Annotated in this window: 16 protein-coding genes; 9 read left to right on the forward strand and 7 right to left on the reverse strand. The window is 49.4% G+C overall.

What is annotated here, in order from left to right:
• Window positions 1-4 precede the first annotated feature (4 nt).
• Both H6F67_RS16165 and H6F67_RS16170 read right to left on the reverse strand, forming a co-directional pair.
• The gene (locus tag H6F67_RS16165) at window positions 5-271 is read right to left on the reverse strand and encodes a type II toxin-antitoxin system RelE/ParE family toxin (protein WP_242020660.1); all 267 of its coding nucleotides are present in this window, start codon (window positions 269-271) and stop codon (window positions 5-7) included.
• Between the two features lie 46 nt (window positions 272-317).
• On the reverse strand, window positions 318-488 hold the full coding sequence (locus H6F67_RS16170) for a hypothetical protein (RefSeq protein WP_190767652.1): 171 nt from the start codon (window positions 486-488) through the stop codon (window positions 318-320).
• Window positions 489-545: 57 nt separating this feature from the next.
• Between H6F67_RS16170 and H6F67_RS16175 the strand changes: the two genes are divergently transcribed.
• Window positions 546-827: a DUF433 domain-containing protein gene (locus H6F67_RS16175; protein ID WP_190767653.1), complete on the forward strand. Its 282-nt coding sequence runs from the start codon at window positions 546-548 to the stop codon at window positions 825-827.
• Window positions 824-1,171 carry a DUF5615 family PIN-like protein gene (locus tag H6F67_RS16180; protein WP_190767654.1) on the forward strand — a complete coding sequence of 116 codons (348 nt, stop codon included), beginning with the start codon at window positions 824-826 and terminating at the stop codon, window positions 1,169-1,171. The genes H6F67_RS16175 and H6F67_RS16180 overlap by 4 nt, the downstream gene beginning before the upstream one ends.
• A gap of 256 nt (window positions 1,172-1,427) precedes the next feature.
• Here the strand turns inward: H6F67_RS16180 and H6F67_RS16185 are convergent, their stop codons facing one another.
• From H6F67_RS16185 to H6F67_RS16200, 4 genes are all read right to left on the reverse strand, one after another.
• A complete protein-coding gene (locus tag H6F67_RS16185; RefSeq protein ID WP_190767655.1) occupies window positions 1,428-2,261 on the reverse strand; it encodes a DUF3825 domain-containing protein in 834 nt (277 codons plus the stop codon).
• Between the two features lie 145 nt (window positions 2,262-2,406).
• Window positions 2,407-5,469 (reverse strand): valine--tRNA ligase, encoded by a 3,063-nt coding sequence (locus H6F67_RS16190; RefSeq protein ID WP_190767656.1) that lies wholly within the window; start codon window positions 5,467-5,469, stop codon window positions 2,407-2,409.
• Window positions 5,470-5,657: 188 nt separating this feature from the next.
• On the reverse strand, window positions 5,658-6,512 hold the full coding sequence (locus H6F67_RS16195; protein WP_190767657.1) for an SIMPL domain-containing protein: 855 nt from the start codon (window positions 6,510-6,512) through the stop codon (window positions 5,658-5,660).
• 193 nt (window positions 6,513-6,705) lie between these two features.
• Window positions 6,706-6,894: a hypothetical protein gene (locus H6F67_RS16200; RefSeq protein ID WP_190767658.1), complete on the reverse strand. Its 189-nt coding sequence runs from the start codon at window positions 6,892-6,894 to the stop codon at window positions 6,706-6,708.
• A 180-nt stretch (window positions 6,895-7,074) separates the two neighbouring features.
• On the opposite strand from H6F67_RS16200, the gene H6F67_RS16205 reads away from it, so the two are divergent.
• The 7 genes from H6F67_RS16205 to H6F67_RS16235 all read left to right on the forward strand — a co-directional run bounded on the left by H6F67_RS16205 (window position 7,075) and on the right by H6F67_RS16235 (window position 13,955).
• The gene (locus H6F67_RS16205; protein ID WP_190767659.1) at window positions 7,075-7,305 is read left to right on the forward strand and encodes a helix-turn-helix transcriptional regulator; all 231 of its coding nucleotides are present in this window, start codon (window positions 7,075-7,077) and stop codon (window positions 7,303-7,305) included.
• Between the two features lie 170 nt (window positions 7,306-7,475).
• Window positions 7,476-8,198 (forward strand): ATP-binding cassette domain-containing protein, encoded by a 723-nt coding sequence (locus tag H6F67_RS16210; RefSeq protein WP_190767660.1) that lies wholly within the window; start codon window positions 7,476-7,478, stop codon window positions 8,196-8,198.
• Window positions 8,141-8,947 (forward strand): ABC transporter permease, encoded by an 807-nt coding sequence (locus H6F67_RS16215; RefSeq protein WP_190767661.1) that lies wholly within the window; start codon window positions 8,141-8,143, stop codon window positions 8,945-8,947. Before H6F67_RS16210 ends, H6F67_RS16215 begins: the two co-directional genes overlap by 58 nt.
• A 55-nt stretch (window positions 8,948-9,002) precedes the next feature.
• Complete coding sequence (locus H6F67_RS16220) at window positions 9,003-9,962, forward strand: AraC family transcriptional regulator (protein WP_190767662.1); 960 nt, start codon at window positions 9,003-9,005, stop codon at window positions 9,960-9,962.
• A 124-nt stretch (window positions 9,963-10,086) separates the two neighbouring features.
• The gene (locus tag H6F67_RS16225) at window positions 10,087-12,522 is read left to right on the forward strand and encodes a TonB-dependent siderophore receptor (protein ID WP_190767663.1); all 2,436 of its coding nucleotides are present in this window, start codon (window positions 10,087-10,089) and stop codon (window positions 12,520-12,522) included.
• A gap of 54 nt (window positions 12,523-12,576) precedes the next feature.
• The gene (locus H6F67_RS16230) at window positions 12,577-13,569 is read left to right on the forward strand and encodes an iron-siderophore ABC transporter substrate-binding protein (protein WP_190767664.1); all 993 of its coding nucleotides are present in this window, start codon (window positions 12,577-12,579) and stop codon (window positions 13,567-13,569) included.
• Window positions 13,566-13,955, forward strand: coding sequence for a DUF1636 domain-containing protein (locus H6F67_RS16235; protein ID WP_190767665.1), 390 nt, complete (start codon window positions 13,566-13,568; stop codon window positions 13,953-13,955). The genes H6F67_RS16230 and H6F67_RS16235 overlap by 4 nt, the downstream gene beginning before the upstream one ends.
• Window positions 13,956-14,128: 173 nt before the next feature.
• Here H6F67_RS16235 and H6F67_RS16240 read toward each other — a convergent pair whose 3' ends face one another.
• Window positions 14,129-14,500: a DUF1636 domain-containing protein gene (locus H6F67_RS16240; protein WP_190767666.1), complete on the reverse strand. Its 372-nt coding sequence runs from the start codon at window positions 14,498-14,500 to the stop codon at window positions 14,129-14,131.
• Window positions 14,501-14,560: the final 60 nt, after the last annotated feature.

Below are 14,560 nucleotides of genomic sequence, written 5' to 3' on the forward strand. Positions count from 1 at the left end.
CCTCCTACAATCTCTTCGCTAAATCTAAAGCTGTTTTGATGTCCTGCTCCTGAGTAGTTTTGTCTCCACCAGCTAGCAAGATGATCAATGTATTTGCTCTTTGTATGAAATACACTCGATAACCAGAACCGTAATCAATCCACAATTCAGATACCCCTTTGCCGACAGGCTTGACATCACCAGGATTACCCACTGATAGACGACGAATGCGAATATCGATCCGGGCTTTGGCTTGGCGCCCGAAGGCAGCGAAGCGTATCGCGCAGGGCATTGAACCATTGGGAGTAGGTTTCAGTCTGGCGAACTTCAATCATAAATTAAGTGTATCCTGTGGGATACAGGCCAGAAAGACGGCGATCGACTCGATCGCCCCCAATTGATGAAGCGATCGCCCTGAAATGAAAAGCGATCGCTCTGCTGAAATGAACTCGATCGATCAAGCCAATACTGAAGGCATTTTCTAAACCAATCTTCTTGCGTTTTCGCATGACGGAGATTCTTGATCTAGACGGTAGAATGTGAGATAGCCAGTTTGAGAGATAGAGATGGTTCAATCGACAGAATATTTGTATGTTGTGCGAGATGATGAGATTCTACATGGAGAACCTATCATTCGAGGAACCCGTACACCTGTCAGAGCAATCGTTGAAACTTGGCGGATGGGTGTTGCGCCTGAAGAAATTCCCGCAGGAATGCCTCATTTGACATTAGGGCAAGTTTTTGGAGCATTAACTTATTACAGTGACCATCAAGAGGAAATTAATCGGTATATTGATCAAAACCGCATTCCTGATGACTTAATTGATCCACTGGTTAGAAATTTGTGAATCGTTTATTTATCCGCTTGTATCTTGATGAAGATGTTAACATTTTGATAGCTGACTTACTTCGAGCAAGAGGGTTTGATGTCGTTACTGCACGCGATGCAGGACAGCTTCACGCAGCGGATACAGAACAGCTTGCTTATGCTGTAAGTCAAGCAAGAACTTTGGTTACTCACAATAGAACTGACTTTGAGGAGCTTGTACAAAGCTACTTTGATTCGGAACAAATGCACTACGGCGTGATCTTTGCTGTTCGTCGTTCTCCTCAAGAGATTGCACAACGACTGCTCATTATTCTTAATCAAGTTACTTCGGACGAGATGCAAAATCAAGTGCGATATATTTAGGAACAATCGCCCCACTTCAGCTAACCCGATCGCCCCCAACTGATGAAGCGATCGCCCCACTTCAACAAATCCAATCGATGAAGCGATCGCCCTGAAATGAAAAGCGATTGCTCCACTTCAACGAAGGCGGTTTCTGAACGAAGTTTTGAAAATTAGGGAGCGATCGCCGTGTCAATACCCAGCCTACAACAGACGACACATCAGCAAAGACAACCTCCACAGCGGTTTAATCTGAACTACCTGCTAGACAATTTAGTTACGGATCTAACCAGTATCTATCAGGGCGACAAATCAATCGGGCATCAATATAAGCCATATCCATCGTTAAAACAGTCCTAATCCTATATAATTTCCTATCTTTATCCTTATCAGCAACCAATGCTAAATCCGCGTGTTCTTCACTTGTAATATTGAGGGGCAAGAGCAGTTGAATTTTGTTCTCATACCAATGAGGAATAGCTAATTTGTAATTTCTCTTTATCCTTTCCTTTAAAAGATAAACTGCACCTTGGATTGACGAAATGGCTACTTTTCTATTCTGCTGCAAGATCTCTGGTAGCCTATGTTGATTTTCTTCAAGAATATGATCGTAGTTAATATCTATTTCATACCCAAAATCAAACACTAATTCACCGGGATCTGTAATATAGGTTGCAACTTCCGGAATGGGGAAGAAGTCTTTCAGCTTTTGCGAGTAGGAGTCAAAGAATCCGTATAGCGTCCAAGTAGGAGAATTGAACTCTTCAGCTCTTTTGTTGCGGAAAAAGGTAGCAAAAATATCTTTCTCTGTTGTAGTTTGTAAGCCTGTATTGAAGCAAGCTCTATCTCCATCATCAGAAAAGACAACTTTTTCCTCCTCTTGCAAACGAAGAAAAGTATAGTTTAAGTAGTTTGTAAGGATTGGGTAACTTTCATTAACACGAGTGAACTCAATGTTGGAAAAATTCCAGTCTTCTGGTTTAGCTAACTCTACCAATCTAGTGAATGGTGTTTCCCATGTCTCACCTTGATCTCCCTTCCAAGGAAAGTGAGCAAACACAGTTCTTCTATCTTGGTTTTTATAGCGGCGAAAGAGAGATTCATAGCCCATATAAAACCTACACAAAACATCTCTAGGAATAGAAGTTAGAAGCGCCCCGTGTTCAAACAGATAAACGTAACATTTCTAACTTCGCTATATCCTAGCGTATGTTTTCGGTTTTGATTTGGCTCAGCCCGATCGCCCCCTCCTTCACCTATCCCAATCGCCCCAATCGATCGCGCAAAATCTCTGCCTGCTTCTCCGCTTCAGCTAACGCATCTCGCGCACCTTGAACCACATTGGGCGGAGCTTTATCGACAAATTTCGAGTTGCTGAGTCGATCGCGCAACGAATTCGCTTCAGCCTCAACTTTGCTTAAGTCGCGCTGAAGTTTTGTTGTCAAGGCTTCCACATCGACCACGCCTTCGAGCGGGATCAAGACTTGCACTGTGCCGACGACGCCAGCGACCATTTGCGGTTGAGTGGCGGCGGGTAAGGCGGTTTTCGGTTCTTCTGCGGCGGGCAATGCTACAGGTTCCCCAGTGGAGGATTCGATCGCGCCTAGCACTTTTTCTTTAATCTCATCCACTTTCTGACTCAGTTCAGCGCGATCGACCGCAAACAGCAGATAGCGGCGGGCAAACCAGAGCGAGTAGCCGAAGCCAACTAGAGTAAAGAACGGTTTTGCGAGAATGATCGTGTTGATTTCGCGGACGAGATCGATGATCAGATTGCTCAAAATCAGCGCCAGCGCAAAATAGACCAGCGTTCGACCGGATTTGAACAGTTTGCTGGTGTCGAGTTTCGGGATTGGCTGCGGGTAGAGCGGTTCGGGCTGGGCGATCGTCAATTTCTCGACTTTCGCCAAATCTTCAATGTAGGCTTGTCCGGCTGTGAGAATTTGCTGTTCGCGATCGCTTTCGGTTTGCAGGACGGTTTGAATCTTCACGCCCGGTTTGATGTCCGCTTCGGCTCGCAGATTGCGAATCGTGCGGATTGCGCCGAACAGAAGTTCAAACTGCTGCTCAAGGTCGGGATCGATCGCCCCCCCCTCCACAGTGGGGAAGGCTTGGACGGCGAGGAATCGATCGTCTCCCGATTGCGTCAGCGTGTGCCAAACTTCCTCGGTGATGTGCGGCATGAACGGATGCAGCAGGCGCAAAATCCCGTCTAGGACAAAGGCCAGCGTTTGCTGAGCGACCTTGCGCGACGGCAAATCAGACTGGAGGCGGGGCTTGACCAGTTCGATATACCAGTCGCAAAAATCGCCCCAGATGAATTCATACAGCGCTTTGGCGGCTTCGCCCATTGCGTAGCGATCGAGCAGTTCCCGCGTCTGCTGAACGGTTTGGTTGAAGCGGGAGAGAATCCAGCGATCGGCCAGTTCCAGATTTGCGATCGGCTTGCCCAACTGATCCGGCGTTTGCCCGTCCAGATTCATCATCACAAAGCGCGACGCATTCCACAGCTTATTGGTGAAGTTGCGCGATGCTTCGACCGATTCGGATTCGTCAGTTTTGCGGTTGTATGCCAGTCGGATATCCTGTCCGGCTCCGGCCACCTCGCGAATCAAGGTGTAGCGCAGCGAATCTGTGCCGTACTTGGCGATCAAAATCAGCGGATCGATGCCGTTGTTGGCCGACTTCGACATCTTTTTATTGTTCTCGTCGCGCACCAGCCCGTGAATGTACACGGTTTCAAACGGCATTTTTCCCGTAAAATGTCCGGCCATCATCGTCATCCGGGCGACCCAGAAAAAGATGATGTCGAATCCGGTGACGAGCGTTGTCGTGGGATAGTAGAACGCCAGATCTGAAGTTTGCTCCGGCCAGCCCATTGTTGAGAACGGCCATAAGCCAGAGGAAAACCAGGTGTCGAGAACGTCAGGGTCTTGCTGAAGCTGGACGGCTTCGCCGAACTGGGCGATCGCTTTCTCCCGCGCCTCCTCCGCATTCATCGCCACGACAAACGGCGTATTGTCCTTGATTTCGCCGTCCGTTTCGCTGACCGCATACCAAGCGGGAATCTGATGTCCCCACCAAAGCTGTCTGGAAATGCACCAGTCTTTCAGGCTAACGAGCCAGTCGCGATACACTTTCGTCCAGCGATCGGGCACGAAGACCGGATCATTTTGCTGGTCGAGAAATTCGAGGGCGCGATCGGCCATCGGGCGAATTTTCACAAACCACTGGGTTGACAAGAGCGGTTCGACCGGGACTTTGCCGCGATCGCTATACGGAACCGTGTGCTTGTAGTCTTCAATTTTGACCAGTGCGCCTTCTTCTTGCAGGAATTTGACGACTTCTTTGCGGGCTTCAAAGCGATCGAGTCCTTCAAAAATTCCGGCATTCTCGTTCATCGAACCATCTTTGTTCATGATGTTGATGAATTCGAGATCGTGCCGCTTGCCCATCTCAAAATCGTTCGGATCGTGGGCGGGCGTGACTTTCACAACTCCAGTTCCGAAGCCGGAATCGACATATTCATCTGCGATCACGGGAATTTCGCGATTCAAGATCGGGAGGGTGACGGTTTTGCCGATTAGATGCTTGTAGCGATCGTCATTCGGATTCACGGCCACAGCAGTATCGCCCAGCATCGTCTCAGGCCGAGTCGTCGCCACCTCAACCGCGCCCGATCCATCCGTGAGCGGATAGCGGAAGTGCCACAGATGCCCGTTCACCTCTTGGTTCTCCACTTCCAAATCCGACACAGCCGATTGCGTGGCCGGACACCAGTTCACCAAGTAGTTGCCGCGATAAATTAAGCCTTCGTCGTAAAGCTGCTGAAATGCCGTCAACACAGCGCGAGACAAGCCTTCATCCATCGTGAAGCGCTCCCGCGACCAGTCCACCGAGACACCGAGGCGGCGAAGCTGACCGACGATCGTGCCGCCCGATTCTTCTTTCCACTGCCACGCCCGCTCCAAGAAAGCTTCGCGCCCGACATCATCGCGACTCTTACCTTCCGCCTTAAACTGCTTCTCCAGAATCGTCTGAACGGCAATGCTGGCGTGGTCGGTTCCCGGTAGCCACAGCGTATTTTTGCCCAGCATCCGCTGATAGCGCACCAGGGTATCGATCAGGGCGTTCTCGAAGGCGTGTCCCATGTGCAAACTGCCCGTCACGTTCGGCGGCGGAATCACGACGCAAAACGGTTCGCCGCCCGCACTGGGGTCAGCTTTGAAGACGTGACGATCTTCCCAAAGCTGTTGCCATTTCGCTTCGGCAACGGTCGGGTCATACTGGCTGGGCAGGCTGGGAATGGTGGCAGTCATGCGGCGATCGAACCTTCATTTTTGTTATTAAAATTCTGCCACAGCCAAGGTAAGAGTCGCTTGCCCTCAACGTCTAAGCTTCTTCCTGAGATCGATGCTGGTTGTGGTTGTGGACGAGAAAGCCCCCTAAATCTCCCATCAATGGGGGATTTAGGGGGCTATCAAGACTTCGACGCAGCAAGCTTCATCTACCGAATCGGATAGGTCACTGTCAGGCTGCGCTGTAGTTGAACCGTTACAGCACCTGCTTCGCCCGAAGAATCACTGGGTTGAGCATCACAAGAATTTTCTAGATCGTAGGACAAGGGATCAAAATTATTGATAGCGATCGAAGGAACGCCCTCGATCGTGACATTGGCGGCGGCGGCAACTCGCTCTGCCCGCTGGCGAGCATCCGCGATCGCCGCTGCATACGCTGCTTGCTCTAGCGCTCTGCAATCCGCACTTGTGTAGGTCACTAAGTTATTTTCAAGAAAAAGCTTGTCATTTCCTTCGATGGCGCTTGCTGCCGCTGTTCGGATTGCCTCAATCTGAGCGAGCGAAGGTCGGTTTAAGCGCACGGAGATTTGAGCGCTACTAATTTCTGGAAATGGCGGCGCACCCGTTGATGCAGACTCGTCAATGTTCACCTCGATCGCACTGGCCGGAGCGCCAGCCGCAACGAGTCGAGCAACGATTGGCTGAAGTGACGCCTGGGTGATTGGCTCTAGCTCATTTAGATATGAGGTCAATCCTTCGTTGGTGGATGAATCGGAATTTCCCACTGCACCAAGTTGTGCGATCGAAAAACGCTCAAGTAACGCTGTGTAGCTGTAATTGACGAAGGTTAGCTGCACCTCAGCCGTATCTGCCACGCCGTCCGCTTGTCCTTGACCGACAACAGACAGCGAAGGCTGATTGGGACTGGCCGAAGGAACCTGCGCGATCGCTGTCTCATCGATCGACCTTGCGGGTGCTGCCGGAGTGGGATTCATTGCCTTCGCGGGTGCTGTCCAAGCGATCGCGACAAGTGCGGTTGCGGCTAGAGCGGAGAGTGACATCATTGCCATCGGGTTCTTGATTTTCCTGCAATTACTGCGCCCAGATTAACCTGAACGCTCAAAAAATAGAAGGTAGAAATCACTTGCCCTTACGTGTTTCCAGACGTTTGATCCTCCCCAACCCTCCTTTTCAAGGAGGGAGCCAAACCACCCCTCAAAGTCCCCCTTGAGAAGGGGGACTTAGGGGGATCGATCGCTATTGGTGTGGCTTTGGGGCAGGAGCATCGTAGGCGATCGCAAAGCTGCCGCTGGGTGAAAACATTTTCACAAGGGCAAGATGGCCTTCGGCTTCGGCGCGTTTGCGGTAGCGGCCTAGCACGATGCGATCGACGTTGGGCACATACCGCACGACGATCCAGTAACCAAAATGCTCAGCATAGGTCATAATCTTTTTATCTCCATTGCAAGTTGGAGCCACAAGCCAGAGCGGAGAAGTTGGACGCTGCAACGCTCTGGCTTTTGACTGCTTTGTTTACTGCTTGTCCCCATTCGGGAACAAGATCAGCATACATCAGTTGAGCAGTTTGGGGTAATTGCGGGTTAAAAATTCTTGACATTCTGTTCGATGTCGAAATCAGGAGAAGTTCTTAAGCGCGTTTTAGCCGAATACGGAATCAGCCAGAGTGATTTAGCGAGAGCAATGGGAACGCGGCGATCGAGCATTCACAACTGGGTGAGCGGACGCACTGATCCAGGCAGCGATACGATGCTCGAAATTCGAGATGCTTTAGAAAAAATCAACCCAGTCGCCGCTGAAGAATTTATGCGATCGTGGCTGGATAAATCTGATAGTTGAAGCAACTAAATTAACGCTCTGCCTCCTCAAATAGAGATTGGAATCGATCGTCTTCCCGAAATCGCATCAAAATCTGAATTTGTTTTCGAGCATTGAGGACAATATAAAGCGCAATCGTTGAAATCGCTTTCAATTAAAATACCAGTGACCTTTGCCACTGCTTGCGATCGATGTCATCACTCAAAACTCTTTCATCTGAACCGCTGCTTATTGTGGAGAATTTGGGGCGAAAGATTCAAGAACGGTGGATTTGGCAGTCGATAAACTTCTCGCTGACAGCAGGCGATCGCGTTGCCATCGTTGGCGCATCGGGAACCGGAAAAAGTTTATTGCTCAGATCGATCGCTGGACTTGATACGGTTCAAACAGGCTTAATTTCCTTTTCTGGAAAATCGCTTTTCGAGTGGTCAATGCCACAGTATCGATCGCAAGTGATCTATCTTCATCAGCGTCCCGCCTTGCAAGAAGGGACGGTTGAAGATAATCTCCAAGCCGTTTTCAAATTGGCGGTTTATCGCGACAAAACGTTCGATCGCGCCTGCATTCTCACTTATTTAGCTGCTCTAGGGCGAACTCCAAAATTTCTAGAGCGGCCAAGTACCACCCTTTCAGGCGGAGAAGCGCAAATTGTCGCTTTCTTAAGAGCGCTTCAGCTTGCGCCGCGAGTGTTGCTGTTTGATGAACCCACTGCTTCATTAGATATTGAAGCGATCGAGCAGTTTGAAGCCCTCGTCCACCTGTGGCACAATGGCCACCCCGATCGCGCCTATTTGTGGACAAGCCACAATCCCGCTCAGATTGAACGCATCAGCGATCGCCAACTCCACCTACCGCAATGGACAGCAACTACATCTCAATTGGCTACGGACAGCTTGCCCTCGCCGCCGCCTTGATTTTGATCAACATCGGCCTGTCGATCGCCCTTCAGTTAGGTCTAACTCGACAGCTAGCGATCGCCGCTTTGCGAATGACCACGCAGCTATTGCTGGTTGGCTACATTTTGGAGTGGATTTTCACGCTTCAGCAGCCCATCTTGGTGCTGTTCGTCGCGCTGGTTATGACGCTGATTGCAGGACAGGCGGCGATCGATCGCACCAAACGGCGCTACAGCGGCATCTTTTGGAACGGTTTCGTCTCAATTTTTGTATCGTCTGCTTTCGTGATTGGCTTGACGGTGCAAGGCATCATTCAGGTGCAGCCCTGGTACAGTCCGCAGTACATCATTCCGATGTTGGGCATGGTGTTGGGCAATGCCTTGACCGGAACGGGACTGGCGCTCGATCGCTTCACCGAAGATTTGACTCGGCGGCGCGAGGCGATCGAATCGCTGCTGGCACTGGGGGCAACCCGTCGCGAAGCAGCACAAGAATCGATTCGCGAAGCGCTCAGAACCGGAATGACACCGACGATCAATCAAATGATGGTGATGGGCGTGGTCAGTTTACCGGGGATGATGACCGGACAAATTCTTGCAGGCGCACTTCCCACTGATGCGGTGCGCTATCAAATTGTGATCATTTTCACGATCGCCGCTGGAACTGCACTGGCAACGATCGCTACCATCCTGCTTGCCTTTCGCGTTTTGTTCACGCCCACTCATCAACTGCGGCTCGATCGCTTGCAAAAAATCGAAAAAGCTTGAGGACATGGAATAATGCTAGGAAGGATTCTCAATAGTGCAGAAAGATTTCTAGCCTATGACCTGCCTTCCATCGCAAGACGATCCAACCTTGTTTGATCAAGCGGTACAACTCGATCGAACCGACGATCGCGAAACAATTGAACGTTTTTCCGCTGATGTTGGACAAGGCTATTCTCGCTCGATCGAGTTGCGAGACGGCTTAGAATTGGAAATTAGTCACTACCAACCTTGTAGCAATCGAATTATTAAGTTACCAGAGCGATCGCACCCGCTGGAATATTTATTCGCTCTCAGCGGATCGCAACAATCTAACGATCACATCATTTGCTCAGGAAAATACAGCTTGTGCGGTAGCGGAATTGCACCTTCAGAAACACTCGAAATTTCGGATGTAGAACCGATCTTGACGTTGAATGTTCACATCGATCCAGCTTTATTTCAACAGTTTTGGGGTGCAATCGATACGCCACAGGTGAAGCATTTGTTTCGATCGAATCAGGAATATTATGTGGGCTGTGGGCAGACGACGATCGCGATGCAAACGGCGATTCAGCAGATTTTGCAGTGTCCTTACCAGTCCGTGACGAAGCGAATTTATCTAGAAAGTAAAGTTTGGGAACTGCTAGCGCTGTTGATTGAACAGACTGCTGAACCGGAGAAATCGATCGATTTTGCCTTGAAGCCGGATGATATCGATCGCATTCATCACGCCAGCGAAATTTTGCTCAAACAGTTAAACAATCCGCCTTCGCTTTTAGAATTAGCCAGACAAGTTGGTTTAAATGATTGCACACTCAAGCGCGGATTTCGTCAGGTTTTTGGCACAACTGCCTTTGGATTTTTGCACGATCGCCGCTTAGAACAAGCGCGTCAACTGCTAGCAGAACGCCGCTTGAATGTGTCTGAAGTTGCTCGCCAAGTAGGATTTGCCAACCGCAGCTATTTCGCCACCGCTTTTAAGAAAAAGTTTGGTATGAATCCCAAAGAATACCTCGATCGCAAAAATTCCGCCTAGCGTTCAACAAATTCCGCCCAGTGGTCAAATTCTACTTCACCTCCACCAGACTTCTCGATAAACTGCTTCTGCAAAAGATTTTCAATTAGCTTTTGCTGAAATTTTCTGAGTGGTGTGTGACGTGATGGTTGAGCAACGGTGTCGGTTGATTTGGGTTACGGGTGTGCTGTCGATTTTGCTGACCACTCCCGCTGTGGCAGAAGTGCCGGAGGTCGTTCAGTCTGAGCCGCCTGCCACCACGATCGACGAGTGGAGGGCGCAAATCGCGCAGGCAACCGTTTCAGTAACGGATGTGCGGATGGAGATCACCGAGGCGGGTCTGTCGATCGCGCTGGATGCCGAAGGAACACTTGCCCCCGCCAGCACTTCCACGATCGGCAACGCGCTGATTGTCGAAATTCCCAACGCCACTTTGACGAGAGAAGCGTTTGAGCAGGCTGAACCGATCGAGGGAATCGCCCTTGTCGAAGTGATCAATCTGCCCGGACGATTACGAATTGCAATCACGGGAATTGATGCACCGCCGATTGCCCAAATCATTTCAGCAGAAGCAGGGCTAAGGCTAGATGTGGCGGTTGGCAGCGCGGCAGAACGGGCGGAAGAGGATGCAATTGAAATTGTCGTGACGGGTGAACAGGAAGAAGGCTATGCCGTACCGAATGCCAGTGCCGGAACGCGAACGGATGCCGCGCTGCGGGACGTGCCTCAATCGATCCAGGTTGTGCCGCGTCAGGTGATCGAAGATCAGGGGGCGATCGACCTGGGGGATGTGCTGCGAAATGTCGGCGGCGTCACTGCAAACGGAGACAGTATTCGGGGACTGGGTGCAAATGAGCGAGGCATTCCAGGGGTGTTTGTGAATGGCGATCGTCAGGCGCGATTTTCTCCGTTTGATGTGAGCAACGTCGAGCGGGTGGAAGTGCTGAGAGGTCCGGCTTCGGTGCTGTATGGACAGGGCGAACCGGGCGGAATTGTCAGCGTGGTGACAGAACAGCCTCAAACAGAACCCGCCTACGAGGTGGAGGCGAGACTCGGCAATTTTGATTTTTATCGGAGTACGCTCGACTTTACAGGACCACTCAACGACGATCGAACAATTTTGTATCGCTTGAATGTGGCGTATCAAAATGCAGGTTCACCTGTCGATTTTGTTCAAAACGAACGATTCGCCATTTTTCCTGTTCTCCGCTTCCAACTTGGCGATCGCACCGCTTTCACACTAGAGGGAGCTTACCAAACAATTTCTGGCAGACAAGATCCCGGCTTGCTTGATGTCCCTTTGCCGCTGGGAGAACTTTCAATTTCTCGGTTTCTAGGAGAACCTGATTTTCCCAGCGCCACCAATGAAGCTGTTTCGATCGGTTATCGTCTGGAACATGAACTCAGCGATGATTGGTTAATCCGCCATCAGTTTAGAGCCGATTTTGCTGATTTTGACGAATATTTTATTGGCTTGAATGAGCTAGAAGCGGACAACCGCACGGTATCTCGATTTGCATCAAGATTTCGGGGATCAGATGAAGTCTACACAGCACGAGCAGAAGTATTAGGGGAGATTACAACAGGCATTGTCGAGCAAGATTTATTGGTGGGGGTGGAGTACACCAGACGAGTCACTGATTCCTACTTTATTGATAGAGAATTATCTGCGATCGACTTATACGATCCTGATTACGGCAATTTTTCCCTGGATGACTTTGAACCGACCGATGGTGAAATCAGTCCGCCCGGAAGCAGCAATTCGGTTGGAATTTATGCTCAAAACCTGGCGGCAATTGGCGATCAGATCAAGATTCTGCTGGGCGGACGGTTGGACTGGATACAAGATTCCGGCTTTAACTTTAGCGAAGCAGAACAGGAAGTAACGAACTTCAGTCCTCGCGTTGGCATTGTCTATCAGCCGATCGAGCCGCTTTCGCTATATGCCAACTACGCTCAGTCTTTCAGTCCTCAATTTGGGATCGATCGCCAGGGAAATCAGTTTGTTCCAATTAGCGGCGAACAGTTTGAAATTGGCGCAAAAGCAGAGTTTCTAGATGGTCGGTTGGCAGCCACTTTGTCCGCCTATCAAATCACCAGGGCAAATGATTTCGTCCCCGATCCGATTGACGATAACTTCGACATTCAAATTGGCGAATCGCGCAGTCGCGGCATCGAGTTTGATCTGCGCGGAGAACCGCTTTCAGGACTCAATCTCATTGCCACCTATGCCTATATTGATGCAGAAATTACCGAAGATCCATCCGGCTTTGAAGGCAGTCAGCTTCCCGGAGTTCCAGAGCATAGCGGTAGTCTATGGGCAGTGTACGAGCTTCAGGAAGGAACGCTAGAAGGGTTAGGGCTGGGAGCAGGCGTATTTTATGCCGATGAAAGTTTAGTCGATGTGGGAAGCACTGAAACCAATTCAAGTAGCTGGCGCACGGCTGCTTTGCTGTATTATCGACGCGATAACTGGCGAGTGCAGTTAAATGTCGATAATTTATTTGACGCTGAATATTCCAGGTATTCTCGACGTGAGGAACCTTTCACAATTCGGGGAACGGTTTCAGTCACTTTTTGATTAAGCGATCGCTTTTTAAGCCTATCGATCGCACTTTTTGTTCAATTTTTTCTAATGAGCAAATATCGGCTTCTACTTTTCTTTATTCTTGCACTGCTTCTGGCACTAATTCCAGTTAGCTACAGGCTGTCAACTAACGCGGTTTTCTCTTTGGCAAGCCCAACTCAGTCTGAGTGCCGAATTGTTCAACATGATTTGGGGGAAGCTTGTGTACCCTTGCATCCAAAGCGAGTTGTTGTGTTGGGTGGTCTTGATGCAGTCCTTGCGCTTGGAGTTAAACCGGTCGGAGCAGAAGGCACAATTGAATCCTTCTATGAGGCAGCCTTTTCTAAAGCAGATTTGGCCGCGATCGAGCCGATTGGTTTTTCGGAGACGGGCGTTGATCTAGAAGCGATCTTGAAACTCAAGCCCGATTTAATTTTACAGTTAGCATTCTGGAATTATGTGTCGCCCACCTATGATTTGCTCTCGAAAACGATACCAATGGTTGTTGTAATGAATCAAACTGAAGCAGAATGGAAATCAGTTTTTCTCAAGTATGCTGAGGCATTAGGTAAAACAAGGGAAGCGAACCAAATATTAGCCAGCTACCATGCGCGACTGGCAGAGTTTCAAGCAAGAATGGGCGATCGTCTTAACCAAATTAAAGTTTCACTTGTTCGTGTTTTTCCTTTAGGATTATCCTTCTATTTAAAGACATCATTTCCAGGTTCAATTGTGGCCGAGACAGGGTTGCAGCGTCCTCCAGTACAAGATGTTACATCCCCACAAGCTCTTTACATCGATGTGAATCCTGAAATGCTTGATGTCCTGGATGGCGATGTTATGTTTGTGTGGTCTTTTGGATACAATGCACCCATGATTCGCACTGCCCAAAGCGTTTTGAAGCGGTTGCAAAGCGATTCACTCTGGTCGCAACTCAAGGTCGTGCAGCAAAAGCAAGTTTACGAGGTTTCTTCAAGTACCTGGATGGGCTATGGCCCGATCGCAGCAAATTTAGTGGTTGACGATTTATTCAAATACTTTTTAGGTGAGCCATCCTCATGACCATTCACACTTTGTTTGTCTGCACATCTTGCGTTGATCTCAGCCATGAAGGAGAAGTACCTGCTGATTGCACTGAGGGTAATCAATTATTTCTCAAGCTGCTCGCAGCCCAACAAGATAATTCAGCTTGCCCTGATCTCAATATCGAAGCCGTTGACTGTTTGGGAACTTGCGATCGTCCTTGCTCGGTTTCGCTTGTCTGTCCGCACAAATACACCTTTCATTACGTTGATGTTTTGTCTGATCAAGGTGCGATCGATTTGCTACGCCTTTGTAAGCTTTATATTGATAGAAAAGACGGCGATCTTCAGCTTGCCGAAATGCCGCGATCGCTGCGTTCCAAGCTGCTCGTTTGCATCCCGCCACCTGCATTGAACAATCAGTAGGAACGAGTGCTAATTGAATTGAATGATCGTAGCGCCGTCAGCCTAAGATAAAGATATTGCTTGACGAGGGAACGCCAGTACGGATCAGCCCACAATCGATCGAGTCTGCTGGACGATTGCTGAAATCATTTCGCCGCTGCTACCAGGGTTTGTCTGTTTGGTCGATCGATTTTTCAGCTAATAACGGTTTCCTTTGAAGGAACCGGGGGAATTTTGGCGATCGTGGTCGATTGCAGCACTTCAGGAAACAGTTTCCAGGCGATCGTTCCATTTTCACTCGCTAGATAAAGTTCACCAAATTTGAGTAGCGCTTCTGCTTCAGATGGAGGAACATCAGTAAACAAATAGGTGAGCTTATTCGTAGCAGAAAAGGCAACCGCGCAGGGATGACTGCATGTCCACAAACAGCCGACTGCTTGAATTTCGAGTTGCGATCGATGTCTCCAGGTTTGATGCAAGGTTTGAAGCTGCTCTAGCAGTTTCGTTCCATCATAACGTGAGTTCTGGATAAGGAAAGGCGGGGGCAGTAGGCTGAACACTACCACAGAGTTTAGCCACCCCCACCTATGCTCAGCTTAGAGGAACTTTTCTGTAGAGTCGATGAC

Origin of the sequence: Microcoleus sp. FACHB-1515, assembly GCF_014696105.1 — a bacterium.
Taxonomy (GTDB): Bacteria; Cyanobacteriota; Cyanobacteriia; order Elainellales; family Elainellaceae; genus JAAUTJ01.

What these genes read in the sequence shown, in the direction of transcription:
- H6F67_RS16165 (WP_242020660.1), bottom strand. Translation starts at nt 271, where the DNA reads ATGCCCTGCGCGATACGCTTCGCTGCCTTCGGGCGCCAAGCCAAAGCC.
- H6F67_RS16175 (WP_190767653.1), top strand. Translation starts at nt 546, where the DNA reads ATGGTTCAATCGACAGAATATTTGTATGTTGTGCGAGATGATGAGATT.
- H6F67_RS16220 (WP_190767662.1), top strand. Translation starts at nt 9,003, where the DNA reads ATGACCTGCCTTCCATCGCAAGACGATCCAACCTTGTTTGATCAAGCG.
- H6F67_RS16215 (WP_190767661.1), top strand. Translation starts at nt 8,141, where the DNA reads ATGGACAGCAACTACATCTCAATTGGCTACGGACAGCTTGCCCTCGCC.
- H6F67_RS16225 (WP_190767663.1), top strand. Translation starts at nt 10,087, where the DNA reads ATGGTTGAGCAACGGTGTCGGTTGATTTGGGTTACGGGTGTGCTGTCG.
- H6F67_RS16170 (WP_190767652.1), bottom strand. Translation starts at nt 488, where the DNA reads ATGCGAAAACGCAAGAAGATTGGTTTAGAAAATGCCTTCAGTATTGGC.
- H6F67_RS16235 (WP_190767665.1), top strand. Translation starts at nt 13,566, where the DNA reads ATGACCATTCACACTTTGTTTGTCTGCACATCTTGCGTTGATCTCAGC.
- H6F67_RS16200 (WP_190767658.1), bottom strand. Translation starts at nt 6,894, where the DNA reads ATGACCTATGCTGAGCATTTTGGTTACTGGATCGTCGTGCGGTATGTG.
- H6F67_RS16190 (WP_190767656.1), bottom strand. Translation starts at nt 5,469, where the DNA reads ATGACTGCCACCATTCCCAGCCTGCCCAGCCAGTATGACCCGACCGTT.
- H6F67_RS16210 (WP_190767660.1), top strand. Translation starts at nt 7,476, where the DNA reads ATGTCATCACTCAAAACTCTTTCATCTGAACCGCTGCTTATTGTGGAG.
- H6F67_RS16195 (WP_190767657.1), bottom strand. Translation starts at nt 6,512, where the DNA reads ATGATGTCACTCTCCGCTCTAGCCGCAACCGCACTTGTCGCGATCGCT.
- H6F67_RS16185 (WP_190767655.1), bottom strand. Translation starts at nt 2,261, where the DNA reads ATGGGCTATGAATCTCTCTTTCGCCGCTATAAAAACCAAGATAGAAGA.
- H6F67_RS16230 (WP_190767664.1), top strand. Translation starts at nt 12,577, where the DNA reads ATGAGCAAATATCGGCTTCTACTTTTCTTTATTCTTGCACTGCTTCTG.
- H6F67_RS16205 (WP_190767659.1), top strand. Translation starts at nt 7,075, where the DNA reads ATGTCGAAATCAGGAGAAGTTCTTAAGCGCGTTTTAGCCGAATACGGA.